General features: G+C 68.2%; 17 protein-coding genes, 1 tRNA gene and 1 pseudogene. 5 read left to right on the plus strand and 14 right to left on the minus strand.

Going from position 1 to position 25124, the window contains the following annotated elements:
- Nucleotides 1-147: 147 nt before the first annotated feature.
- The 6 genes from L2I40_RS01090 to L2I40_RS01115 form a co-directional block, all read right to left on the minus strand.
- Nucleotides 148-3183 (minus strand): type I restriction endonuclease subunit R, encoded by a 3036-nt coding sequence (locus L2I40_RS01090; protein ID WP_237213004.1) that lies wholly within the window; start codon nucleotides 3181-3183, stop codon nucleotides 148-150.
- Nucleotides 3184-3331: 148 nt separating this feature from the next.
- Nucleotides 3332-4795 (minus strand): ATP-binding protein, encoded by a 1464-nt coding sequence (locus L2I40_RS01095; RefSeq protein ID WP_237213005.1) that lies wholly within the window; start codon nucleotides 4793-4795, stop codon nucleotides 3332-3334.
- A complete protein-coding gene (locus tag L2I40_RS01100) occupies nucleotides 4795-6108 on the minus strand; it encodes a restriction endonuclease subunit S (protein ID WP_237213006.1) in 1314 nt (437 codons plus the stop codon). The genes L2I40_RS01095 and L2I40_RS01100 overlap by 1 nt, the downstream gene beginning before the upstream one ends.
- A complete protein-coding gene (locus tag L2I40_RS01105) occupies nucleotides 6105-8015 on the minus strand; it encodes a GmrSD restriction endonuclease domain-containing protein (RefSeq protein ID WP_237213007.1) in 1911 nt (636 codons plus the stop codon). Before L2I40_RS01105 ends, L2I40_RS01100 begins: the two co-directional genes overlap by 4 nt.
- A complete protein-coding gene (locus L2I40_RS01110) occupies nucleotides 8012-8380 on the minus strand; it encodes a hypothetical protein (protein WP_237213008.1) in 369 nt (122 codons plus the stop codon). Before L2I40_RS01110 ends, L2I40_RS01105 begins: the two co-directional genes overlap by 4 nt.
- Nucleotides 8377-10395: a type I restriction-modification system subunit M gene (locus L2I40_RS01115; protein WP_237213009.1), complete on the minus strand. Its 2019-nt coding sequence runs from the start codon at nucleotides 10393-10395 to the stop codon at nucleotides 8377-8379. The genes L2I40_RS01110 and L2I40_RS01115 overlap by 4 nt, the downstream gene beginning before the upstream one ends.
- 272 nt (nucleotides 10396-10667) lie before the next feature.
- Here L2I40_RS01115 and L2I40_RS01120 point away from each other — a divergent pair, with 272 nt between their 5' ends.
- Together L2I40_RS01120 and L2I40_RS01125 are read left to right on the plus strand one after the other, a co-directional pair.
- Nucleotides 10668-11222 carry a recombinase family protein gene (locus L2I40_RS01120; RefSeq protein ID WP_237213010.1) on the plus strand — a complete coding sequence of 185 codons (555 nt, stop codon included), beginning with the start codon at nucleotides 10668-10670 and terminating at the stop codon, nucleotides 11220-11222.
- A gap of 77 nt (nucleotides 11223-11299) precedes the next feature.
- Nucleotides 11300-12337, plus strand: a complete 1038-nt coding sequence (locus L2I40_RS01125) for a hypothetical protein (RefSeq protein ID WP_237213011.1) — start codon at nucleotides 11300-11302, stop codon at nucleotides 12335-12337.
- Nucleotides 12338-12359: 22 nt separating this feature from the next.
- Here L2I40_RS01125 and L2I40_RS01130 read toward each other — a convergent pair whose 3' ends face one another.
- The 6 genes from L2I40_RS01130 to L2I40_RS01155 form a co-directional block, all read right to left on the minus strand.
- Nucleotides 12360-13100, minus strand: a complete 741-nt coding sequence (locus tag L2I40_RS01130; RefSeq protein WP_237213012.1) for a DNA methyltransferase — start codon at nucleotides 13098-13100, stop codon at nucleotides 12360-12362.
- Nucleotides 13097-14236 carry a hypothetical protein gene (locus tag L2I40_RS01135; RefSeq protein ID WP_237213013.1) on the minus strand — a complete coding sequence of 380 codons (1140 nt, stop codon included), beginning with the start codon at nucleotides 14234-14236 and terminating at the stop codon, nucleotides 13097-13099. The genes L2I40_RS01130 and L2I40_RS01135 overlap by 4 nt, the downstream gene beginning before the upstream one ends.
- Complete coding sequence (locus L2I40_RS01140) at nucleotides 14233-15525, minus strand: DUF5131 family protein (RefSeq protein WP_237213014.1); 1293 nt, start codon at nucleotides 15523-15525, stop codon at nucleotides 14233-14235. Before L2I40_RS01140 ends, L2I40_RS01135 begins: the two co-directional genes overlap by 4 nt.
- 107 nt (nucleotides 15526-15632) lie before the next feature.
- Nucleotides 15633-15878, minus strand: a complete 246-nt coding sequence (locus L2I40_RS01145) for a hypothetical protein (protein ID WP_237213015.1) — start codon at nucleotides 15876-15878, stop codon at nucleotides 15633-15635.
- Nucleotides 15879-16244: 366 nt separating this feature from the next.
- Nucleotides 16245-16841 (minus strand): helix-turn-helix domain-containing protein, encoded by a 597-nt coding sequence (locus tag L2I40_RS01150; RefSeq protein ID WP_237213016.1) that lies wholly within the window; start codon nucleotides 16839-16841, stop codon nucleotides 16245-16247.
- Between the two features lie 1324 nt (nucleotides 16842-18165).
- Nucleotides 18166-18240: transfer RNA gene (locus L2I40_RS01155), tRNA-Gly, on the minus strand.
- A gap of 250 nt (nucleotides 18241-18490) precedes the next feature.
- Here L2I40_RS01155 and metZ point away from each other — a divergent pair.
- The 3 genes and pseudogenes from metZ to L2I40_RS01170 all read left to right on the plus strand — a co-directional run.
- Nucleotides 18491-19681 (plus strand): annotated as a pseudogene (gene metZ / locus L2I40_RS01160) (O-succinylhomoserine sulfhydrylase); the annotation flags it as partial.
- A gap of 241 nt (nucleotides 19682-19922) precedes the next feature.
- Nucleotides 19923-20972 carry a LacI family DNA-binding transcriptional regulator gene (locus L2I40_RS01165; protein WP_237213017.1) on the plus strand — a complete coding sequence of 350 codons (1050 nt, stop codon included), beginning with the start codon at nucleotides 19923-19925 and terminating at the stop codon, nucleotides 20970-20972.
- A gap of 59 nt (nucleotides 20973-21031) precedes the next feature.
- Nucleotides 21032-22087, plus strand: coding sequence for an AbrB family transcriptional regulator (locus L2I40_RS01170; protein ID WP_237213018.1), 1056 nt, complete (start codon nucleotides 21032-21034; stop codon nucleotides 22085-22087).
- A 13-nt stretch (nucleotides 22088-22100) separates the two neighbouring features.
- On the opposite strand, the gene L2I40_RS01175 is transcribed toward L2I40_RS01170, so the two are convergent.
- Together L2I40_RS01175 and L2I40_RS01180 are read right to left on the minus strand one after the other, a co-directional pair.
- Nucleotides 22101-23093 carry a hypothetical protein gene (locus L2I40_RS01175; RefSeq protein WP_237213019.1) on the minus strand — a complete coding sequence of 331 codons (993 nt, stop codon included), beginning with the start codon at nucleotides 23091-23093 and terminating at the stop codon, nucleotides 22101-22103.
- Nucleotides 23094-23180: 87 nt separating this feature from the next.
- Nucleotides 23181-25124 (minus strand): ATP-binding protein (locus L2I40_RS01180; RefSeq protein ID WP_237213020.1); only part of this gene is annotated, 1944 nt, incomplete at its 5' end.

Consider the following 25124-nt stretch of genomic DNA (forward strand, 5'->3'; position numbering starts at 1 on the left):
GCCCGTCCAAGCAAGTGCGGAGATTCTGCTCGGTGGTCACCTGTGCCACTGCGGACTGGAACCCCGCGAAAACGGGCACAGCAGAGACGAGGCATAAACCGGCGAAGGCCGGGATCAGGCCAGCCGCGCGCAGAAAGCCGCCCACCATCATGGCGGGCCGCCCTTCTGGGTCGGCGTTCCGTCGGGCCCGCGTCTCGCCCGCATCCACACCTCGCGCATCACCCCCTCCATGGCGGCGGCGCGGAAGTCGGCGTCTCCCATGAGCCGGTCAGAGATGGCGCCGTTGCGCTCCATCCGGGACACCAGCGCCGCCAGTGCGGCGGGCTCGAAGACGAGGCGGAAGTTCTCGATGGGATTAGTCCGCGCCTGTTCGGTGAGGCCGTCGTCGGCCGAGAGGTCGGTCGCCACCTGATCGAACAGCAGCCGGTCGGCTTCAGTGAAGTCGGTGCCGAACTTCGTGTTGAGCGTCTGGATGATGGTCGAGAGCGGCGAGAGGTCCTCGTCTCGCACCTTGCCGGTGCCGACCTCGGTCGGCCCCGTCAGCACCTGCTCTTCGCCCACCGACAGCGCGATGCTGCCCTCGCCGGTCTTGCTGAGGCGGTAGTAGGTGAGCGCCACCTCGTCATCGAGATCCACGCCGCCCGTGCCCGGCCGCTGCGGCAACTTCGGCCGGAGGTGCCGGGCGTAGGCGTAGAACTTCTCCAACTCGGCGTCGGTCCACGGCATCACCTGCGAGACGAAGCCATAGAGCCTCACAAACTGCCCGAGGCCGGCCCGGAACGCCTCCTGCCGCTCCTCATCCGGCTCTGCCGCGAAGCGGCCCACGGCGGGATCGAGCGCCGCGTGCAGCAGGCCCTGATCGGCGGGCCTCTGCTTCTCGTTCGGCTTGAAGAAGACCTTGGCGAAGTCCCCCACCTCCTGCTTCCAGACGTAGCCGAACGCCTCGATGCCGGTCTTCAGGGTGTAGAGTTGGTTCGGGTCGGTCGGCTCATCGATGGCGGGCACCTCGTAGTAGGGCGCGAACGCCTCCTTGATCTCCTCGGCCTCGTTCTCGAAGTCGAGGACGAAGGTGTCCTCCTTCCCCCCCGCTGTGCGGTTCAGCCGCGACAGCGTCTGCACCGCCTTCAGGCCCTTCAGTTTGCGGTCCACGAACATGGTGTGCAGCAGCGGCTGGTCGAAGCCGGTCTGGTATTTCTCGGCCACGATGAGGACATGGTAGTCCTCCGTGTCGAACTTCTCCGGCAGTTCCTTCTCCCCGAAGCCGTTCATGCCCGTCTCGGTGAACTCGTCGCCGTCCGAGACCACGGTGCCGGAGAAGGCCACTAGCACGCCGACGTCGTCGTAGCCCTTCTTGGCGAGGTAGTCCGCGAATGCCTGCCGGTAGCGCACAGCGTGGAGGCGCGAGCGTGTCACTAGCATCGCTTTCGCTTTGCCGCCGATCTTCTGCCGGGTGTGCTGGCGGAAGTGCTCCACCATCACCTCAACCTTCTGGGCGAGGTTGTGCGGGTGGAGCGAGGCGAAGCGGGCGACGGCGCGCTTGGCCTTCGCCTCGTCCACCTCCGGGTCGTCGGTGATCGCCTTGGTGAAGCGGTAGTAGGCTTTGTAGGTCGTGTAGTTCTTCAGCACGTCGAGGATGAAGCCTTCCTCGATGGCCTGCCGCATCGGGTAGGTGTGGAAGGCGCGCGGCTTGCCGTCCGGCCCCGGCTGGCCGAACAGTTCGAGCGTCTTCTTCTTCGGCGTCGCGGTGAAGGCGAAGAAGGAGATGTTAGGCTGGCGCCCGCGCGCCGCCATCGCCTTCTCGACCTCCCCGGCGATCTCGCCCTCAGGATCGTCGTCAGGGTCCTCGGTCTCGGCCTTCTCCAACGTGGAGGCCAGCACGCGCTTCATAGAGGCGGCGCCCTCGCCCGTTTGGCTGCCATGCGCCTCGTCCACGATCACGGCGTAGCGGCGGTCGCCCTTCGCCGTGACCTTCTCCATGACGAAGGAAAACTTCTGCAGCGTGGTGATGACAATCTTGGTGCCCGCGTTGATCGCGGCGGCCAACTGCGCGCTGTCAGCGTCAACCTTCTGCACGACGCCCTGCGCGTGCTCGAACTGGTAGATGTTGTCCTGCAACTGCTTGTCGAGCACGCGCCGGTCGGTGATGACGATCACCGAGGTGAAGACCGGCTTGTCCGCCGCGTCGTGCAGCCCCGCGAGTTGATGCGCGAGCCACGCGATGCTGTTGGACTTCCCCGATCCGGCCGAGTGTTGGACGAGGTAGTTCTGGCCCGGCCCGTGGTGGCGCGCGTGCCCGAGCAGGCGCGTCACGGCGTCGAGTTGGTGGAAGCGCGGGAAGACGATCTCCTCCCGCGCCTTCCCCGTCTTCGGGTCCACCCGCTTCTCGAGATGCAGGAACCGCTGGAGCACGTCCATCCAGCGGTCGCGCGCCCAGACTGTCTCCCAGAGATAGGCTGTCTTGTAGCCGCCGGAATTGTCCGGGTTGCCCGCGCCTGTGCCACGGCCCCGATTGAAGGGCAGGAAGCGCGTGGTCGTCCCGGCGAGCCGGGTGGTCATGAAGGCGAGATCGGTGTCCACCGCGAAGTGGACGAGGGTGCGGTGCTTCCACCGCAGGAGCGGTTCGCGGGGATCGCGGTCCTGCTTGTATTGCCGGATCGCCTGCTCGGTCGTCTGGCCCTTCAGCGGCTCCTTTAACTCGGCGGTCGCCATGGGCAGGCCGTTCACCGCCAGCACGAGATCGATGGAGAGGGTAGGGTCCTTCGTCGCGTAGTGGACCTGCCGGGTGACGGTGAGGCGGTTGAGCGCATAGCGCGCCGCCGCCTCCGGGTTCAGGCCGGAGGCGGGGCGGAAGAAGGCGAGGCGGAGAGGAATGCCGCTGTCGGTCACACCGTGGCGAAGGACGTCGAGGGTGCCGCGCAGGTCGAGATCGGCCACCACGCGCTTGACCACCTTGGCCTCGGCCGAGGCCGGGCCGTGCAGTTTCTCCAACCGCGCCCATACTTCGGGCTGGCTCTCCCGTAGGAACGCCGTCAGCACGCCGGGCCAGAGGCCGAGGGCGGCGTCGTAGCCCTCCGGGTTGCTGGGGCCGTAGGCGGCGTTGCTGCCTTGGGCATAGCCGCCGTGGTCGAGGAGCCATGCCTCGATGCTGTCCTCGAAGCCCCTCTCGTTCGCCTTCATGTTCATGGGGGCGAGCGTCTCCGGGGAGCGCCCGCAGCCCCGCCCGTCAAGGCCCGATCAAGCGACCCGCCCCGGCTAACCCATTGAACCGTGAACATGTTCATCGCGCTTACCCCCCTCCCGGCCCCCTCCAGTCAAACACCGATCAAACGGGTCACGCCCAGAACGGGACATATGCCCCGGCCTTCGGCCGCTCTGGGTCGGCGGGACGGATCCGGGCTTCCGTGAGTGCGTCCTTGATGACCCGAGAGACCTGCGCCGCATTCCGTTCCTCGATCCCGAACCGCTCCCGGAGGCTGGCATTGGTCATGCGCCGCTCGGTCTGGAACATCAGCGCGGCATGCTGGTAGCAAGCCTCCACCCTCTCCATTCGGGTCAGGTCCGCGAAGCGCCGGGGCGAGAACAGCGTGATCGAGATGCTGCTATCGGCCGCTACGAAGCGGGGCGCGGGCAGCCGCCTTTCCTCCGTCGCCGCGATGATCTTCTCCAGCCCGGAACCTTGTTCCTCACAAATCCGCATCTTCCGCATCAAGGCCGCCAACCGCTCGTTGCGCGAGCGCGGCCGGGCCGCGAACAGCCGTGTGAGGAAGTCGGTAATTGGCTTGCCGGGGTTGCTGATCTCCAACCGGTCATCGAACACCTCGACCATCGGGCCGGTGCCGCCGATGGTCATGTCCTGATGGATGAGCGCGTTCGCCAGCAACTCGCGGAGGGCGATGGCCGGGTAGACCCGCTGCTCTTCCCGGAAGGTGGCAATCCGCTCCTCCGCCGGGAGGAGCGTGTCGAGGTGGCTGAGCGCGCCCTCGAAGCCCGAGGCGTAGCCGCGCGTGCCCGTGGATTGACGCTTCGTCTTCTGCCGCCCGAGCCCGTCATACTGGATGATGCGGAGAGCCTTGCGGCTGAGGGTTGGGAAGCGTTCCAGCTTCTTGGCGAGAAGGATCGCCCCGAGATTCAGGACGCTCCACCCGCCACGGCCGTCCGGGGCGATCAGGTGGTCCTCCGCCATACGGGCGAGCATGGCGGTGCGCGTCTCGGGCAAGGGCTGGCGCGTGAGGGTGAAATAGGCGTCGTGGTCCAGCAGGTCCAACACCGCCTCGGGCATCACGCCGGCAAGCGCGATGCCCTGCTCCCACGCGAAGGGCTGGAGCTTGGTGTTGAGCGCCGCCTCCCGGCCCGGATGGTCTGACAGCTTCGGCGTGGCACTGCCGATACGGATATAGGCGATGTCCTTGAACTTGGTGGAGACGCCATGCGCGGCGGGCACCTCCAGCAGGACGACGCGGCCTTGCGGGTGTCGCACCTCACGGAAACGCAGATGGATGTCGGGCTGCACCGCCTTCGAAAGCCAGAACTCCAGCGGCTCGTTGCCTTGTTTGACCGTGCTTGGATTGAACTCGGTGCCGACGACGTCGTGCGTGCTGTCTGCCACGCCCCAGACGATGTAGCCGCAGGGGCAATCGGCGAGGCGCGCGCCGTTCGACACGGCCGAGGCCAATTCCCCGATCTTCTTGGGATCATGGTTGCCGATCTTGAACTCGACCCACTCCGTCTCGGCAGGCAGCGCACGCAGCCGGTCCACGAGGGCCGTCGGATCGACATCGGACTGCTCGGGGCGCATCAAGCCGCTACTCTTGGGCCATGATCCGCGAGGGGGCGGGCGGCTACGATCCCGCCGGTGACGGCGGCCGTGATGAGGGCGGCGCGGTGTTCGCGCAGGCGCTCGATGATCTCGGCAGCGCGGACTTCAAGTATTCTCAACCTCGCCACGCTTGCATCGATGTGTGCTGCAATCCTCTCCTGTTCCTCGCGGGGTGGCACCGGCACGACAAAATTGACAATGGCCCCGATGTTGATGTGCGGTGAGGTTGCGCCGAAGACCTGCTGCTGCACTTGGTGCAGGGTCGGCGCACTGTTCAGGACCCACATGAGATACGCTGAACAATGCTCTTCCCGCGCCCTGAACATCATCATGCGCTGGCCAAGGCAGAGATCGATGCCGGGGGGAACAAGCGCAGCAATCCCGAAACGCTCGCCCTCCCGACTGTAGAGGATGTCGCCCTCGCGCGGACGAAGGCGGGCTATGCGCTCCTGATACACTTCCTCGCTGACCAACCGAGTCTGGCTCAGAAGGAGACGACCGGGCTCGATGTCCGCCGTTCGCACGCACGGGTAAAGCAAGTCACCGTTGTAATGTGGCGTCGTGTGGAGGCAGTCGACCACATTGGAGCAGAGATGCTTTACGCGGCTGATGCGCCAGTGCGAAGGGAGAGATGGCAGGGCATCTGTTCCAGTGCACTGCCAGCCTTCTGGCGCGTGCAAGCCTCTGGTGACGGCTTCGGTGATGAATGCGAGGCGATGTGAAACTAGCGCCGAGATGAATTCTTCCTGCTTCGCCACGAGCGCGTCAATGCGGGCCGTCTCGCGGTTGAGGAAGTCCGCGATGATGTGCTGTTCGGCAAGGGTCGGCAGCATCATGCGGTAGTCCTGCAAGAACTCTGTCGGCACCCGCTTCTGCCCGCCCGCACCAAACATGCTCGCCGTGCCCTGCTCCATGAAGGGCTGCGAGCGCGTGACGTAGAAGAGGAAACGCGGATCGAGCCCGGCTCGCGCGCGCAAGACGTGGAACTCCGTGGAGCCGAAGCCAAAACCGGAATGCAACCCGGCCACTAACGCCGCTTTCCCGTTCTCGAAGCACGGGGTGATCTTGGCGAGCAGGACGTCGCCGTCGCGGAAGAAGGTGTAGCCTCCCGCGACGTCCTCAACCGCACGGGTCTGGGACAGGTCGAAGGTGCCGTCCTCGCGCACAGCCTCCATCGGCAAGAACGAAACCTCAGTCCCCGCCGCCAGCGCACGGGCCTCGCTCTTGCTCGGGTTGAGCGTGGCGGCGTAGCGGAGGCGCGTTTCCCGCCAGCCAGAAGGCGCAGCCTTCACGCCGCGTCCTCCATCTCGTCCGCATCCGCTTCGGCAGCGCCAAGCCCGAACACCTCCGCCACCGGCGGGCCACCGACCTTCCGACCCGTAGCCTTCTGGATCTCGTCCACCAGCCGCGCCGCGCGCGCGACCATCATCCCTGCGATGTCGTTCGCGCGCAGCAGGTGCGGCTCGATCAGGTGGCTCCGCAGCAGGTCGTCCACCTTGGACGGCGAGAACCCCGTCTTCTCCTCTACCCGCTTCAGGTAGAGCGCGGGCGCATGGCCCTGCAGCATGCGGTTGGTGGTGGCCGTCAGGCCGGTCTTGTTGACGATGCTGTTGTAGGTGGTGGGCGGGATGCCCTGCTTCTTGCACCATGCCTCAGGGAAGACGTGGTGGATGTCCACGTCCTTCTGGAAGTAGGAGGCCTCGTCCATTGGGGTGCCTGCCAGCCAGTCGGCCGCGCCGCCGACCCGCATGATGAGCGCGTGCAGTCCCTTGTAGGCGGCGGACTGGCGGGAGCGGAGCGAGCGAAGCCGCTCCGTCACCGGGTTGCACTCCTCCACCGTCTGGGGCGTCGGCCCGACGCCGCGCGTCCACGCCACCACCTCCGGCAGGTCCCGGGCGAAGCGCGTCTCGATGGCGCTGCCGTAGAGTTCCCCGAACACGCCGCACCAGAACCAGTTGGCGACGCGCTCGCGAATGGCGCCGTTGTGCCAGTCGCCGTCGAGGGTGGCGATGATCGCGGCAAGCGGCACCAACTGCGTGCGGTAGGGCAGGTCGCCCGAGGAGTAGATGCGCTGGTTCCAGAGGAACTCTCGCGCCCGCTTGAACCCTACCTCGGCCCGCGCTGACCATGCCTCATAGGCGTCCAGCTTCATGTCGAGGATTGATTGCCGAGTGCAGGATATGGCGGGCGGCTGGCCCGCCTTGCCATCCGCGACGTGGCGCTGCCGGACATCCTGCGTATGAAGCAGGCTGACGCATTGCAGGAAGTCGTTGGGCTCCACCGCCGCCAGTAGAGCGTCGCGCTCCTTCTCAGCGTAGGTTGGCCCGGACGTGACGAGGCGCCGCCAGCGCCCCTTCCCGGCCTCCGGGCCGGACTTCGGCCCGAACCAGTCGGCGCGCAGGTCATAGCCGTCCGCCGCATAGGTGGCGGTGACCAACTCGAAGGCAGTAAGCGGCACGCCCCCGGTGTTCACCTTCTCGAACACCCGGCAGACTGCTTCCTTGCTCGCCTCCTTCGTCAACTGGATGACGGGCACGAGGAAGGTCTGAAAGACGGCGAGGAACTCCCGCCGGAAGGCGTTGAACTGCTGGATGCGGTCGGGCTGGTAGGACCAGTGTTCCATCCAGCCCTCGAACCATTTGTCCGGCGCGAACACCCGGTTCAGCGGAAAGCACGCCTTGGCGTATTCCTTCTCGGGCGTGGAGAGGTCGAGAAGGACGGTCTTGCCGAAGTCGCGGGTTATCCGGCGATCCTTCGGCACGCTGAACACCGCCTCCTCGCGCTCGGCAGGCGTGCCCAGCGCCTTGGCGATGTCCACGTAGTAGAACCTCTCCGACCGCTTGCCCTTGTCGTCCTTGGTGACGATGGCCTGCGGCAGGGTCAGCGCCTGAAACATGGAGGTGAGGCGCTGCTGGCCGTCGAGCAGCAGGCGCCCCGGCTGGATCGTCGGGAAGCCCTTGGCGTCGAGCGGCAGATTCGCCCCCTCGACGTAACGCGGGGCGAACTTCACCTCGCCGCCGGTCTCCAGCGTCATGATGGCGCCGATGGGGAAGGAGCGCGCGACCGAGGTGATGACCGCGATGATGTGGCTGTCGTCCCAGACCCAGCCGCGCTGGAATTCGGGCAACTGGATCTGGCCGTTGCCGACCTGCGCGATGAGATTGGCGAGCGTATCCTGCGTCGCGGCGAAGGTGCTCATTGCGCGCGTCCGCCCTCGTCTTGCTTCTTGCGGAAGTCCGACCGTTGATCGAGCCAGTGTGCGACCCGCCGATTGCCCGCCTCCACCTCGTCCGACACAAGCCGGAGGGCCGTCTCATTGACCGCGAGTGCGTCGTCGCCGTTGCCCGCGTAGCGATGGACTGCTGCGAGCAGGCCGAGGAAGTGAAACGCCGCTCGCGCGCCCACGTCGAAACGCAGGTCCATCGCAGCCCCGGTCCAGCCTTTGTCGTCTACGATGACGCGCCGGTGCAGAACCTCCAGCGTTGCGTTGATGACCCGTGCTGCCTCGGCCTCTGGCACCTTGGTAGCGTCGACGATGGTTCCAAGAAAATCCGTGTCGCTCACGCCGCGATCTCCTTCAGCATCTCGGTGATCTCGGCGGAGAGGCGGCGAAGGTCGGCGTCGATCTCGGCGAGCGGACGCGGCGGCTGGTAGCGGTAGAAAAGCCGGGTGAAGGGGATCTCGTAGCCCTTCCGGCGGTCAGACTCGTCCTCCCACGCATCGGGGGCATGCGGCAGGACCTCGCGCGCCATGTATGCCGCGATGTCCTCGGTGAGCGGCACGTTCTCGTAGTCGCGCAGGTCGGGGTCAGAGATCGCGTTGCCATCCGAGTCAATGATCGGTGCCCCCCGCTCATCGACAGAAGAGAATGCGGCGACCAAGGCATCAAACATGGGCTTTGGCATCTCAACGCCTGCGAGCACGGACTGCAGATGTTCTCGAAAGCTCGCTTGATCGAGCCAGCATCGCTCGCCAATTGCCGTGTGCAGCGCACGTTCGATCGCGCTACGACGCTCCAATGAGTAGACCTGCTCCTCGAACGCACCCGTTGCCTTCCACTTGCGCTTCTTGAGAGCGACCCACGCGGGGTGCGTCTGATACGTGGCGACGCGGTCGGCGTTGATGCGGAAGACTAACCGTAGCGGGCGCTCGACGCGGATGCGCGTGTAGCCGAGGTCCTCGTTGCGCAGGATCTTGCTGGTCTCACCCTCGACCATCTCCCCGAAGAGGCGGGTGATCTCGCGGGTGGCCACCTCGGGGATGAGGTTCCGCTTGTTGCCGAGCGACTTCCGCATCTTCTCGAAGGCGGCCGTCGCGTCGATCAACTGCACCTTGCCGCGCCGCTCGGGGCGCTTCTGGTTCGTGATGATCCAGACGTAGGTGCTGATACCCGTGTTGTAGAACAACTGGTCCGGCAGCCCGACGATGGCCTCCAGCCAGTCGTTCTCGATGATCCAGCGCCGGATCTCGCTCTCGCCCGATCCTGCAGCGCCAGTGAAGAGCGGCGAGCCGTTCAGCACGACGGCGAGCCGCGATGGGCGTCCGTCCTTGTGGAACTTCGAGATCATGTGCTGGACGAACAGCAACGAGCCGTCCGAGACGCGCGGGAGGCCCGCGCCAAAGCGCCCACCGTAGCCCCGCTTTTCGTGCTCGTCGCGGATGGTCTGCTCGACCTTCTTCCACTCCACCCCGAACGGCGGGTTGGAGATGCAGTAGTCCACGGTGCGACCCGCGTGGCCGTCCTCGGTGAAGGAGTTGCCGAAGGCGATGTTGCTGGCGTCGTGGCCTTTGATCAGGAGGTCGCTCTTGCAGACCGCGAAGGACTCCGGATTCAACTCCTGCCCAAAGGCCACCAGCCTTGCCTGCGGGTTCAACTCGCGCAGGTATTCCTCCGCCACCGACAACATGCCGCCGGTGCCGCACGCGGGATCGTAAAGGGAGCGGATGACGCCGGGCTGCGTGAGCGCCTCGGTGTCCTCCACGAGCAGGAGGTTCACCATAAGACGGATCACCTCGCGCGGTGTGAAGTGCTCACCGGCCGTCTCGTTGCTCTGCTCGGCGAAGCGCCGGATCAGTTCCTCGAAGACATAGCCCATGGCGAGGTTACTGACGCGGTCGGGGTGCAGATCCACCTCTGCGAAGCGGGAGACCACGAGGTAGAGCAAGTTGGCGCCATCGAGCCGGGCGATCTGGCTGCCGAACTCAAACCGGTTGATGAAGACGTCGCGGACGGCCGGGGAGAAGCCATTGACGTAGGCGCGAAGGTTGTCCGCGATGTTCGCCGGATCAGCCTTGAGCAGGGCGAAGGTGAACTTGGAGGCGTTGTGGAAGCCATGCCCGGCGGCCCGATTGAGGATGGCCTCCCGCATCGCCTCGTCGGCAGCGGCCGGAATGGCGACGGCGGCCTTCAGCACATCCGCCTTCTTGGGCTCCAAGAGGCAGTCGAGGCGCCGGAGGACCACGAAAGGGAGGACGACGCGGCCGTATTCTGACTGCTTGTAATCGCCGCGCAGGATCTCCGCGATGGACCAGATGAGGGCGGTCTGCTCCGAATGGCGAGCAAGGTCGGCGGCGATCATTAGGCGTCAGGTCCCCCAAAGTGCTGGGGTCCTCGACCGACCGACCGGCCCTCGCGGCGGCCTAGCTGACCGCCCTCTGCCCCTCGCTCCGCGTCCCGGATTACCCCGAAGCAATCTCGCCCGGCGGTGTGGGGTGCCGCAAGCCTTTGTTGTCCCGGCGCTACCGGGGCACCAGCAGCCCGGCGCCGCCGTTCCAAAAGTCCCAAACAGGGGCGGCAAGGGCCACGTTTGGGCTGGACTGGAGCGGCCCACCCACGGTTCTCCGGGTGGCCATGGCGAATGCCGCGATCCTTGTCCGGGCGATGCCGGACCTGCTCACCGAGGCCCAGCGCGAACTTGCGCGGGCCTGCGCAGCCCGGCACGGCCTGTCGGTGAGCCGAGTCTACACCGACGACGGCCGCCGCCCCCGGCATGCTCGGGAAGCAGCGCTGCGGGACGCCGGCGCTGTGTTTGACACGCTGGTCGTGCCGAACATTTCAGCGCTCGGGCAGAACCTGCGCGAGGTGGTGGCGATCATGGGCGCGCTCGCGAACCGGGCCGTTCGGGTCCTCGTCGCCGGTGCGGATGTGAGCGAGGCGGACGGCCTCCTCGCCGCCGCTCAACTGCTGGTCCGAACGCAAGCTGCGCTGGGCCGGGAGGCGGCTCAGAGGGGCCGGGAACGGGCGAAGGCAAAGGGCGTCCGGTTTGGCCGCCCCCCTGTCCCGGCCGCCCGGGTGGAACGGGCGCTCAATGCCCTGAACGCTGGTGCTGGAGTGCGCGCAGCGGCACGGATGGCGGGGATTTCTCCCGCCTCGGTAATCCGGGCCCGCGCCTCGCGGGCGCGCTGACGCGGATTCTGCCGTCCCGAAGACCGAGCGCGCGAGAAAAGACGTGACAGATCGCGACTTCGAGGTAGTCGCTGAACATGAAGCTCGTCGCTCGCGCGCAGAAAGCTCTGCCGCACACCGAGATTGCGCCGATGATGGCGTCGTGGGGGCGGTTAGCGCCGCTCATCGTCCGCGTGATCAACGCTTGCCCCTGCCTTGCCGCCCAGCTCGTAATGGCCCCTCCGCGCGTCATTCATGCGACCGCCGCGTTTCTGCAGGCGCGGATCGCAATGGGCAGGGACAACGATCCCGCCACGCTCGCGGCAGAGATTGCCAAGCGCGATCCGCGCGAACTGCTGGCCGAAGCCCTCGGCGGCGACCCTCGTCTGTTTCGCGCGCTCGACAGGTGCGGATCGACTGTGTGGCTGCTGCAGGAATATGAGGATCTCGCCGGGCTTCTGCGCGGGCCGCTGTCTGACAGCGTGCTCGGCCTGCAGCGATTTCATCATGCGACGTTGCGGCAACTCCGCGAGGCCGAGGAGGATGCGGTGCTCATCGCCGCCCGCCATGTGCTCGTGCACGACCCGGCCCTTGTCGGCGACCTAAGGGCAATGCTCGCGCTTCTCCGTGGTCTTGGGATCGCTCGCGATATTGAAGCCCTGCCGCATGGCGCTGGCCGACGTGCCATTCGTCGCCGTATCGAGGCCGACCTCGCCCGAGCGGCGCCACCTACACCGCCGTTCGCAGCCCCTTCAGGCTGGAGGCACTGCGAAAGCGTGCACGAGGTGCAGGCGGTTGGCGCCGCGCTGAAGAATTGCGTGGCGAGCGTGATGTTTGGCACGACCTACATTGGACCGTTCCTGATCGGCCGGATGAGACTTCTGCGGACCACGGATGAGCCGCTCGGCCTTGCGGCGGTTGAGGAGGTTGGCCCTCGTCTCTGGAGCATCGCCGAGACGCAGTTCCGTCACGATGTTGTGGTAGCACGCCATCGCCGAGCAGAGCGCTTGCGGAGTAGCCTCGCAGAGGTCCTTAACGAGTCTGGCCACGCGCTTCTTGACCAGCATCCTTTTGCCGCAATTCGGCATCTGCACGAAGAGCCGAGCCAACTCGGTCTTGCTGCTGCGGAGGATTGAGGAGGCGCTGACAGCGGGAGCGTCAACGCCTGACGAGCACGGCTCTGACACCAAGCGACGCTGCGGCGTGGCCGACCAAATCCGTTGCAGCGAAAGGGTCGAGGACAACTCCGCCCGGCGGGACGGCGAGGCGGAGCAGGTGCCGGGCTAGCGCCGTGGCAGGGCGATCAGCTACGCTGTCGGCTACAAGCGATGTGAAGAAGCGCGCCTTCGATGGCCCTCGCCGTCGTTCCCGCATCGCGTTCTCAACGGCCGGACTGCCATCATGGACGAGGTTCGTGGGCCAGCGACCTTCGGGCTCGGCAATGCCAAGGATCACCTCGTCGTCGGTTGGCAGGACGCGTGTCGCGGCGATGTTCAGCGCGCCTGCGCCGTGGTGGCGGATGTTCTCGATCAGGCTTTTCGTCGCGAGTTGGGTTCGGGCGAGTAGAACCGGAACGTGCACACTGGCGGTCTCGACAAGGATCGCGTCACGTATCTCGAACTTGGCAAGGCGCAGCGCCATACCAATCACGTCCATGTCGCCTGACGGCGTCGCAACCAGCGCGTGGCCACCCGGCTTCAGCACGCGGGCGCATGTGCGCCACGGTACTGGCGAGCGTGGCCCGGCAGAGGCGAGACGCTGATCCTCATTGAACAAGAGCCCGAGGTCTTGCTGACTAACTGGCGACACATCACGCGGAAGGATCGACACCATCGCGTCAATGCTCGCGTCCGGGAGATTCTCCAGCGCCGCGAGGCTGCAGAGCGCAGTGATATTCATGGTGCAGCCTTCTTGCTGCAGTCGCCGCGATGGCGCTCCAAAAAGGTCGTGAAAATGTCGCGGCGCCTGCCGGGTTCTTTCTCGCGCTGCGCCACCAGAGCGAGGGCTCCGTCCAAAGTAACCGAAGCTCGGCCGTGCAGCCCCCCGTCCTTGCTGGCGAGCGCGTGCTGAATCGCAGGCCAGACGCGATGGAGTCGGACAAGGCGGCTGGTGGCCTCGGTGTTCATCCCGAGGACGTGGCGAACCCAAGGGCCGCGCGAGGCAGCGTCGTAGTCAGAAAACGCTCGCTTGCCCTCGCGTTCGATGGCTGCGCCGAGAGCGCGCTGCTCTTCGAGGCGCTCGTCCGGCGTGGCTTTGTCGACCGCATCCTGCTTGGACCAGAGCGCGGCTTCGGCCTGCGTGAGCTGGGACATATCTTCCGCGTGCACAAGCAATGGTTCGCTGCGCAAATTTCGCTCCCACGCGTCTCGGATGTCGCCAAGCTCTTCCTCAAGGACTGAGACGGCGAGCCCAGCGCTGGTCAGCGCGTGCAATGCCTGTTCGGCGAGCGCCTCCAGCGCATTGGCCCGAACGGTCTCGTAGCGCCAGCGGCGCCTATAGACCGTTGCCGGCGAGTCCTGCGACTCATTCGCGCTGTCAGAGTCCCGGCGGGCACGCACCGCGAGCCACGCAGCGTAGCCGGGGACGTGTGCCGCATTGTAGTCGCGCAGGAGTTGGTCGGCCTCCTTCAGGCACGAGGGCGGGCGTGCGCCTTCCTCCTTCGCCCACACAATAGCCTCGGGCAGTTGGCGTTCCGCCGGGGGAAGGGGAAAGCCGCCGGGCGTCCGCTTCTTCACCGAGGTAGCGAGGCGCCGAGCGCGACTGATTTCGGTGGCCGACTTGGGGAACCGCCGCTGCAGTTCCTGCCCAAGGTTCAACCGCGCCACCTTGGGCCGCCCCTTGTTGAACGCCTTGATGCGGTCGGCCGCTTCGTTCGCCGCGCGCCCAACCTCGATCCAGACAGGAAATGCCTGCTCGAACGTGTCCGACAGACGGGTCAGCCTCTCTTCGACCACGCGAAAGGCTGCCTCGACACTGTCCTGCAGGACAGTTCCGGGCTTGGCTTGCTCGGGGGGCACACCGACGCCGTCCATCATTCAGCGTTCTCCGCGAGGCTGCTCGGCGCGGCCGCTGCCAAGATGAGCGTCGGCGCACCACGGGATGCTCGGTAGCCCGTGCGGAGCGGATGGGTCTTCGGGTCGCAAGGAGACGTTTCACCGTTGCGCCACTCGGGCACATCGCGCCAGAGGCGACCGTCGAGCATCGCCCCACCCTTCGCATTGTCGGGCGGATCAGCGATGCGGGCCTGCGCCACAGAGAAACCGCGCTCGGTGACGAGCGGGTTGTGCAAATAGGCGCCCCACTGCTTCAGAAAGAAGGGCACCTCGGCACCAAGGCAGCGGTCGCGGATATCGCGAACCCAGTCCGCCTTCACGGGCCGGATCGCATCGTGGCGGCCGGACTCGCCGCCAGCGATCACCCATCGGATGCCCGAGAGATCGAGTTCCAGAAGGTGTCCGATCAGCGGCTCCGCCGACAGGAAGCGCTGGTCGTTGGGAACCGGAATGCGCCGCAGCGTGTCAATGCGGCGCATGACGGGCCCGGCCTCGATGGAAGTGCCCAGCCAAGTGTTGGCGAAGAGGTGGTGCGGACGCGCCGTGTAATACGCGGCGGCACGCTCCGGTCGCTTTGTCAGGATCTGGTAGACGTGATGCGGCGTATGCCGAATCACGCTATGCAACTCGACGAGCCATTTATCCGGAACGGCTTCATGGAAGATGTCGCTCAGCGACGCAGTGAACCAGATGGTCGGCTTGCTGCGCCACACAGGCGCGTACTGCGCCTTTGGTGCGTTCAGCGCGATCTTCCCGTTCCACACTCGACGGCCGGAGGGCAGGGTGCGGCTGACAGCCTTATGGCTGTCATGCATGCCGCGCCCGGTGAAGAACGCCGCGTAGCAGTTGTTGCACCCCGCGCTCGCGACGGAGCAGCCGACCCACGGATTCCACGTCGCCTCGGTCCACTGGATAGCGGTTTGCTGAGTGCCGCGCACCCAAGCACCTGCAAGGTCCAGCACCAGCGACGCGCCCGCGAGTCGCGCAAGAATGGCGTTCTTCTCGGAACGCGGGCCGATGTTCAGGAAACCGGGGCTGGCGACCGGTGCACCTGTGGCAGTCGTTTGCTGCCAACGCTGCCCCGCCTCGTGGTCGTCGAAATAGACCGCGAGGATGTCGGCTCCCGGTGCGATGTGCGGCGACATCAGGGCGAGGATCTGCTGGATCAGCGGTCCTTTCCGCCTGTCCGGCACATCTTCGCCCCACCAGACCCGGCTGGTCCGCGCCTGCATGCCGTAGGGCATCATCGATGGTGAAGTGAGGGTGGTCACGCTCGGGCTCCAAGGACGAGCAATCCCGTTCCGCCTCAAGGGCGGCTTGAGAAGGCTCAGGTTGCGTTGAGGTTTTGGGGGAGGATTGGCGCGCGCAGCGCCTGCGGTTACTCGCGCAGGATGCGGATCAGCATGAGCGCTTCGGCCTCAGAAGGAAGGCTAACGAACACCGTGCGTGCATCGCGGGCGCGACCGCCCGAGGCGATGCGCTGGAGAAGGCGTTCGCCCTTGATGATCGCACGGGAGCCGTCGTCGCAGGTCGCGAGGACAATGTCGGCGCGGCGCATTTCATCGACGTCGACATGCGCCGGGAGGGCGTTCGGATTGCTCGAAGCTGCGTGTTCGTTGGCCATATCTGTTCTCCTAAGGGCAAATGCTCCCGTTCCGCCCTGCGAGGGCGGTTGAAGGGCGTCAGGTTGAAAGGCGTGCTGCTAAGGCGCGGTCAGCGCCAACGGGACAGGACGTCGCTGCGCGGGAGCGTCATCGCATCGCGAGCGTCGCGCATCCTGATCAGTCCGCTCAGGTCGTGTTCGGGATCGGGTAGGGTGAGATCGCGCGCACCTCGGAAGGTGTGCGTGCAGAGCGGACCGGATGTCCCGGCGTGGAGAGGCTGGGCTGGGGTGACATGTGCATCGGTTACCTTGGCTCGAAGAGAGAGCCCCGGTCTGATCAACCGGGGCCTGACGAGAAGATAGCCGAAATTGCGCCGGACGCAAGCGCTATTTGTCGTCCCACGATATGCCCTCGTCGGCAGCGGCTAGGACGGCTCTCGCCAGCGCCGCCCCCGCTGCCCCGGTCACCACGGCATCGACACGAATTTGGTAGCCCGCGCCGACGCGCGTGACAGCGAACACCGGTCCGCCGGGTGACGGCGTCCGAAGGCTTGGACTGGGCGGCTCGGATTCGGTTGGATTGAAGCCCAGCCGCTGCGCGAGGTCGGTAAGGTCGATGCCAAGCATGTCGGCAAGAGAGACCGCTCGTTCCAAGGTCAGGGCGGTCATGGATACGCTGCCGTCGAGCCATTTGGTGATGGTCGGCGGTGAGACACCCCAAGCGTGCGCCAGATCGGTCAGGGTTCGGCCTCGCGACTTCAGGGCCGTCTGCACCCATGCGCGCTCCGGAGGCCGGACCTCCGCCGGAGGGGCAGCGTAACGCTTGGAAAGAAGCGCTTCTCGGTCGGCTTTTTCCCGCGCGGCGCGCGCGTCGCGCTCAGCCCGAGCGGCCATCTTCTTCGCTTTCTGCTTGGCCCGGAATGCCGCCTGCTCGCCCGGCCCCCAGTTCAACTTCCCAGTCGTCGGGTCTCGGTCGTCCTTCATGCCGCATCGTAGCACCGCCTTTACCGCGCGGCGAAGTGCCGAGCCCGCCGGTGTTCGCTCAAAAAGTCGCCGGAGGCAAATTATGGTGTCGCCGGGAGATGTCCCAGCCATTGGCTGTTGGACATAGGTGACCACGAGCAAGACGTTACAGGGTGGCTGGCCGCTTCGGCGTGGCGGTCGAGCCCGGCCTTCTTCGCACGTCCGGCCACTGTCCTGCAGGACAGTTCTCGTCGTAGGCGCGGAGCCTGTTGAGGATAGCCCGCGCGGCGAAAGCCAGCTTCCAATGCCACACGCCAATTCTTCTTCTTCGGGTCAGCCCAGCATCGGCGCGCGGTCACTCGTCGCAAGCGCCAGCGTCACCCAAGCCCCCGCCGCCGCATTTCCATTGCTGCTCTGGGGCTCATGCGCCGCGCGCGGAAAGCCGCATCCACCTCGGCGGCGAACCAGCGCGGAGAGCGAGCCCCGATGTAGACCGGCGCCGGAAGGACCTCGCGCTCGACAAGCCTCCAGATGGTGGCACGGTGAACGCGATACCGACGCGCCAAATCGGCGACCGTCAGGCAGTCGTCAAGCGCGGCGGTGGGGAGAGTCGGGGCTGCTTCCATCGTGGTGCCTCATGATGTGGTGGCCGACCACACCACGCGGCCAGATGCGCCGTCCTTCGCCAAACGCACCCCGAAGCACGTTCATTCACCCAGAGCGGTCGCGGTCTCCCCGTGCACGTCGCAGGGCGACGGGTAGTTTCTGGAAAGCGATGCGGACCTGTGTTCGAGATGCGCGAAGCGATCTCATGCATTCTTGCTCGACGGCACGCATCTTGATTCGCGAACCGCGCGCCGCCGCGCTTTCAGCGGCTTTGAGAATCCATGCTGTCACGCGCTCCTGCTCAGGACGTCCCGAGCGACTGCGCAGCTGGCTTCGAGAACGTCCGCGCGGCCGGGTTGCAAAGCGGAACAGAGCAGACCCGCGCGACAACTTGGTCGCCGGAATCTCCGCGCCGATGGCGACGAATGCAGGCGTCGCTTCGGGCAGTCGCGGAAGGCCGGAGTCCCTGCGCAGAGCATCGCCAAGATCCCGAAGCAGGACGGCGAGTTCCTCGCGATGCTGATCGGAAAGCTCAGGCCCCACGCGGTCGGCGGATGCATGCGAGTTCGGCTCAAGGAACGGCAACAGACCCTGCCACAGCAAGTCGATGTAGGTTCGGTAGCCGGGACGTTTCCGGTAGACGCGTGCGCGAGGCAGGAGCGGCGTGACCCTGACTTGACCCTGACGAATTCCGTGACCCTGCGCGGCACCGGAAGGGGGTCGTAAGTGGTTCAAAATTTGGAGCGGGCGATGGGAATCGAACCCACGACATTCAGCTTGGGAAGCTGACGTTCTACCTCTGAACTACGCCCGCAGCCGGAGGCCGCTTCGGTATAGGGGCTGCCGGCCCGGAGAGGCAAGCGGCCTTGACCACCCCGGGCCGCCGGCCGTAACTGCACGCACCCTCGCGATTTGTCCGGCCTGATTGCGGCGAGGTCCCGGTGGCGGGCGGTGGGCAACCACCGAAAACAAGCGCGCTAAAGGGCCGCCGGGGGCGATTGCGCCGCCGCGTGCCCTGACCGGGCCGGACGCCGGAGCCGCTTGCGGCGCAGACAGGTGTTCCGATGGCGAAGTCCCTGCCCAACCGTCCCCTCCGTCCCGCGACGAAGCTCGTGCGCGGAGGCCAGATGCGCTCGGGCTTCGACGAGACGTCCGAGGCGCTCTTCCTGACGTCGGGCTTCGTCTACGACGACGCCGAGCAGGCCGAGGCGACCTTCCTCGGCACCGCGACGCATTACCAGTACTCGCGCTTCGGCAACCCGACGCTGTCCGTCCTCGAGGAGCGCCTCGCGCTGCTGGAGGGCGCGGAGGCCTGCCGGCTGACGGCGACGGGCATGGCTGCCGTGCATGCCGCGATGCTGTCGCACCTGAAGGCGGGCGATCGCGTCGTGGCGAGCCGCGCGCTGTTCGGATCGTGCCACTGGATCGTGTCCACCCTGCTGCCGCGCTACGGCATCCAGAGCGAGTTCGTGGATGGCGCCGATCTCGACCAGTGGAAGCGCGCGCTGGCCACGCCGGCGAGCCTCGTCCTGCTCGAGACGCCGTCGAACCCGATGCTGGAACTGGTGGACCTCGCGGCGGTGTGCGACCTGGCGCATGCCGCCGGGGCGATCGTCGTGGTGGACAATGTCTTCGCCACGCCGCTGCTGCAGAAGCCGCTGGAGTTCGGCGCCGACGTCGTCGTCTATTCCTGCACCAAGCACATGGACGGTCAGGGCCGCGTGCTCGGCGGCGCGATCCTGGGGCGGAAGAAGTGGGTGGACGAGGTGCTCCAGCCCTTCATCCGCAACACCGGCCCGGCCATGTCGCCCTTCAACGCCTGGGTGATCCTGAAGGGGCTCGAGACGTTGCACCTGCGTCTTCCGGCGATGTGCCGCTCCGCCGCGGCCATCGCCGACTTCCTGGCCGAGCGCGCCGAGGTCGCGCGTGTCTTCTACCCGTTCCGCGCCGACCATCCTCAGCAGGCGCTTGCGAAGGCGCAGATGGCGGCCGGCGGCAGCCTGGTGACCTTCGACCTGAAGGGCGGGAAGGAGGCGGCGTTCCGCTTCATGAACGCGCTTGGGATCGTCGACGTGTCCAACAACCTCGGCGATGCGAAGTCCCTGGTGACGCATCCTGCCACGACGACGCATATGCGCGTGGGGGCGGAGGAGCGTGCGCGCCTCGGCATCTCCGACGGCACGGTGCGGCTCTCGGTCGGGCTCGAGGACGTTGCCGATCTTGTCGCCGACCTGTCGGAAGCGCTCGACGCCATCGCGCCGGCGCCGGTGCCGCAGCGCCTCCCGCCCGTGGTTGCGCCGGTCGTGGAGGCGCCCGTGCTGAGCCCGCCTCCGTCGGACGCGAGCGGGGCGGAGGTGCCGAAGTCGAGGCGCGCCAGGGCGAAGCCGGAGCGCGGCGCCGCGCCGGCCTCGCTGTTCGAGCTGGCGGCCCCCCTGCCGGAGGCGCCTCGCCGCGGGGATTGAGCGGCCCCGGCGCCGGCATTGTAGACTTCCCGCGATGTCGTCCCGCCGGCGCTCCGCTGACCAGCCGTCCCGTGCCACCATCACCGACGTGGCGCGGGAAGCCGGCGTGCATGCCTCCACTGTCTCCCGTGCGCTGAATCCGGCCACCCGCGGCATGGTCACCGAGGCCGTGGCGGCGCGCGTGGCGGAGGTGGCGGAACGGCTGGGCTGGCGCCCCTCGACCTTGGCCGCGGGTCTGCGGACGCGGCGGTCGCGCAGCATCGGCATCCTCGTCCCCGACCTCGTGAACCCGGTCTTCCCGCCGATCGTGCGGGCGGCGGAGGAGCGCCTGGCCGAGGCCGGCTACGTGACCTTCGTCGCGAACACCGACACCGACCCGACGCGCGAGGCGATGATCGTCGAACGCATGGCGGCGCATCTGGTGGACGGGCTGATGCTGGCCTCCGCCACGGAGACCAGCCGGGCCCTGCAGATCTGCGAGCGCTTCGGGATCCCCACCGTGCTGGTCAACCGGCGCCAGCCGGGGTCGAGGCACGGCACGGTGGTGCATGACGACCTGCGCGGCATGGCGCTGGTGATCGCGCATCTGCATGGGTTGGGGCACCGTCGGATCGCGCATCTCGCCGGCCCGCCGGGTGTCTCGACCGCCAGCGACCGCCTGCGCGGCTTCCGTGCCGCGCTGACGGCGCATGGCCTTGATGCCGAGGCGGCGCCGGTCGTGATCGCCGCGGCCTATTCGCGCGAGGCCGGGCGCCGGGCGATGGAGGCGCTGCTGGAACGCGGCGGCTTCACCGCCGTCGCCTCCGCGAACGACATGCTCTGCCTCGGCATCTACGACGCCCTCGAGGCGGCAGGCTTGGCCGTCGGCCGCGACATATCGGTCACCGGTTTCAACGACATGCCCTTCGTCGACCGGATCCACCCGCCGCTGACCACGGTGCGGATCCAGCATGCCGAGATGGGGCGATGCGCGGCGGACCTCCTCCTCGCCGAACTGGTCTCCGGTGGCCAGGGCGAGCGCGAGATCGTCCTGCAGCCGGAGCTTGTCGTGCGGTCGAGCACGGCGCCGCCGGCGCGATCCTGATCCGCGCGGTTTGACGTCGCGTTGCGGCGGGCCGATGGTGCGGCGCGAAAGAATCCTCGGTGCCGCGTTTCCCCTCCCCAGCCCAGTTCAGGCCGCATCTGCTCACCGCGCTCGTCGCCACGACGGGCGGCGCGGTCTTCTGGTGGCTGCACATTCCGCTGCCGTGGATGCTGGGTGCGCTGGCCGCGACCGGGTTGCTGGCCTGGAACGGACATGCCGCGGTGGCATGGCCGATCCGGCCGATCGCGCTGATCCTCTTGGGCCTCGGCCTCGGGCAGACCTTCACGCCATCCGTGATGGCCGCGGTCGGTCTCGCGCTGCCATGGCTCGTGGTCGCGGCGGTGCTGTCCATCCTCGCCGGCGCGATGGTGGCGAAGCTCTTCGCGCGGCTGGCCGGCACGGACGCGCAGACGGGGTATTACGCCTCGGTGCCTGGCGGCGTGATCGTGATGGCGATCCTGGCGCAACGCGCCGGCGTGTCGGCGACGCCGGTCATCCTGTCGCAGACCATCCGCGTCATCCTGGTGGTGGCGATCGTGCCGGCAGCGGTGACGCTGCTGATCGGGCGCGGCGAGGGCGGGGCCTTCCTGACGGACCGGCCGGAGGTGCGCCTGGCCGGGCTCGCGGCGCTCGCGGTGGCAGGCCTGGGCGTGGCGTATCTCGGCCACCGGTTCGGGCTGGCCAACCCATGGATGCTCGGGCCCTGCGCCCTGGTGATCGCGCTGGCGGCATTTGATGCGCTGCCATCCGGCGTGCCGATGTGGATGCTGGATGCAGCGCAGGTCGGCCTCGGCATGGCGCTTGGCTTGCGACTGAACCGGGAGCGGCTGCTGTCGGCGCGGCGGCTCGTGGTTGCCGCCGCGGCGACGACCTTGCTGCTTGGCGTCGTGATGGTGGTGCTGGCGGTCGGACTGGCCTGGCTCGGGCGGCTGCCCGTCGGGGCCACCGTGCTCGGCATGGCTCCGGGCGGCATGCCCGAGATGGCCATCACTGCGAAGACGCTCGAGGTCGGCGTGCCGCTGGTGCTCGGCTTCCACCTGGTGCGCACCCTGCTGGCGAACCTGTTCGTCTCGTCGATCTGGCGGGTCGCCGTCCGCCTCGGCCTGGCGCGCTGAAGCCCCGCAGGCGTCAGCCGGTCTGGAACCCGAGCCGCCGCCTGAGCCAGTCGCGGTAGGCAAGGGCCACCTCGCTGGGCGGGCAGAGCGTGGCGAGCGCCGCTGCGGCGTCTTCTGCCGCGATCCGGCGCGTCTCGGCCTCGGCGCCCTCCAACTCCTCCTCTGCCCAGCGCCGCGCCGCGCCGCGCCACAGTGCAACCGTGTCGGACGACGTCAGCGCGGGCAGCACAAGCACGCCCTGCACGCGGAGGCTGGCCGCGGCGGCCCGTGCGGCGGCCAGCAGATCGGGGCGGGCGGGGTCGGGAAGCAATTCGCCGAGCGTCGGGACGCCCGGCAGCGCGGGCTCCCGGACCGCTGTCCCGCCGTCGAAGGTCAACCAAGGCTGCAGGCTCAGCGCGCTCGCGCGAGCCAGGAGATTCCTGCCGCTGAGCAGGACAGCATCCGCCGCCCCGGCCGCCACCGCGGCCTCTGGTGCGACGCCAGCCGCGACGAGGAGAGGTGTCGCCGGCCGGCCGAGCAGATCCAGCGCCAGCAGGCCCGCGGCCTCGGGCGCGGTGGGGGCCGGGAGGGCGATGCGGATCGGTTGCGTTTCGGACAAATCGCCGCGCCCGGCGAGGAGGACGGGGCCAAGGCTGGCGGTGACGGCCGGCCAGTGGCGCGGCTCGAAGCGGGCGCGGCCGTCGCCCAGCAGCAGGGCCTGCGCGGCCAGGCCGGGCAGAACGAGCAGGACACGGCCATCCGCCGGCGTCGAGGCCGCGAAGCGGTTCGCGGCCGTGATGCCGTCGGGCCCCCCGACGATGCTGACCCGTAGCGCCGAGGCCTGTACGAGACCGCGGGCGAGGCCGCGCGCCGCGCGTTCCGCGAACCCGGCTGCAGGCCCTTCCTCCGGCCCTGGGGCAAGGAGCGTCGCCGCCTCGGGCACGCTGGTGCCTGCCAGGGCGGGCCGCGCGGCGGGGAGGGCGGCCAGCGCCAGCAACCCCCGGCGGGTGGCGCAAAGTCGCAACATCGCTTCGCCCTCCCTCGACGTGGGCCGGCAGCTAAGCCGTCGGAATGGGGCGAAAAGGTGGCACGGGCATCACAGGGCTTCGAGGCCTCACGCCGCTCCGCCCGCCGTGACACCGCCGGCCCGGGCCAGGGCATGCAGCGTCCGCTCCACGAGGCGGGGCAGGTCGCCGACAACGGCGCCGACAGCCGAGGCATCGCCGGCCGCGGCCGCGCGTTCGAGCGCCGTCCCGGCTTCCCGGAGCGCGGCGGCCCCGAAGGTGCCGGCCGCCGACTGAAGGGCATGCGCCTCCGCCTCCACGGCCGAGAGCGACGGCTCCTCGGAGAGGCGGCGCACCCGCGCCAGCGTCTCGGCGGCGAACACGCCGATCAGGTCGGGCAGGCGGCCGGGCCCCACGGCGGCGCGCAACTCCTCCAGCGTCTCGCGCACCAGCAGGGCATGGGAGGGGCTCGGCTCGGCAGCCGGCGCGGGTGCGCGCGGGCGTGTCGGGACGGCGGCGAGAAGGGCGGCCACGGCGCCGAGCAGCCCGGCGCGGTCCACCGGCTTGGCGAGGTGGGCATCCATCCCGGCCGCCAGGCTGCGCTGCACGTCGCCCGGCATGGCCGAGGCGGTGAGTGCGAGGATGCGGACCCGCCCGGCGGGCCCGGCCAGCGCCCTGATGCGCCGCGTCGCCGCATACCCGTCGAGGCCGGGCATGCGGACGTCCATCAGGATGGCGTCGTAGGAGCCGGAGGTGGCGGCCGCGACCGCGCTTTCCCCGTCGCGCACCAGATCGACCTCGTAGCCCGCCTTCCGCAGGATGGCGGCCGCCACGAGCTGGCTGGCCTCGCTGTCCTCCGCCAGAAGGAGGCGCGCGAAGGGCGCATCGCCTGCGGCACGGCGCATCGGCGGCTCTGAAGCGGGGGCCGGCAGGCCGGGGGCGTTGTCTGCGGCCGGCCTGAGCGGGAGGTCGAAGCGGAAGACGCTGCCGGCGCCCGACTCGCTCTCCACCGCGATCTGCCCGCCCATCAGGCCGACCAGCCGGCGGCAGATCATCAGGCCGAGCCCGGATCCGCCGTGGCGCCGGGCCGTCCCGGCATCGGCCTGCTGGAAGCGGCGGAACAGCCGGCGCCGCAGCTCCGGGGGGATGCCCGAGCCGGTGTCGCGCACCTCCACCTGCATGCGGTCGTGCTGGCGCGCGAGCTTCACCTCCACCGTGCCTGCGGCGGTGAACTTGATCGCGTTGTCCACGAGGTTCATCACCACCTGGCGGAGGCGCCGCGGATCGCCGAGGATTCGCGGCGGCAGCCCGGCGTCGAGGCTCGCGGTCAGGCCCAGCCCCTTGTCGGCGGCCGCCGCGGCCTGCAGCGCGAGGACGTCGCGGATGGGCTGGGCGGGGTCGAAGGCGAGTTCCTCGAGCTCGAGCTTGCCGGCCTCGATGCGCGACAGGTCCAGCAGCTCGTTCACGGTCCAGAGCAGGGTCTCCCCCGATCTGCGCGCCGTCTCGGCATAGGCGCGCTGCTCCGCGTCGAGCGGCGTGTCGAGCAGCAGCGAGAGCGTGCCGAGCACGCCGTTCAGCGGCGTGCGCACCTCGTGGCTGACGAAGGCGAGGAAGTCGGACTTCTCGGCGGAGGCCCGCTCCGCGGCGCGGCGGGCCCGGCGCGCCGCGTCCTCGGCGCGCACCCGCTCGGTCACGTCGTGCTGGATTCCCAGGAAGTAGAGCAGGGCCCCCGCTTCGTCGTGGACCGGCGAGATGTGGAGTTCATTGACGAAGCGCTTGCCGTCGCGCCGGTAGTTGACCAGGCGGATGTCGATCGGGCGGGCGTCCGCCAGCGCCTGGCGGATCGCCTGCACGGCCGCTGGATCGGTGCCCGGCCCCTGCAGGAAGCGGCAGTTCCGCCCGATCACCTCCTCCGCCGAGTAGCCTGTGATGCGGTAGAAGGCCGGGTTGGCGAAGACGATCGGGCAATCGGGCTGGTTGGGGTCGCTGATCACCACCCCGGTCGGCGCCGCGGCGACCGAGGCGGCGAGCGCGCCGGCGAAGCGGGTGGCCTC

The sequence above is a fragment of the Falsiroseomonas oryziterrae genome (assembly GCF_021864505.1).
GTDB lineage: Bacteria > Pseudomonadota > Alphaproteobacteria > Acetobacterales > Acetobacteraceae > Falsiroseomonas > Falsiroseomonas oryziterrae.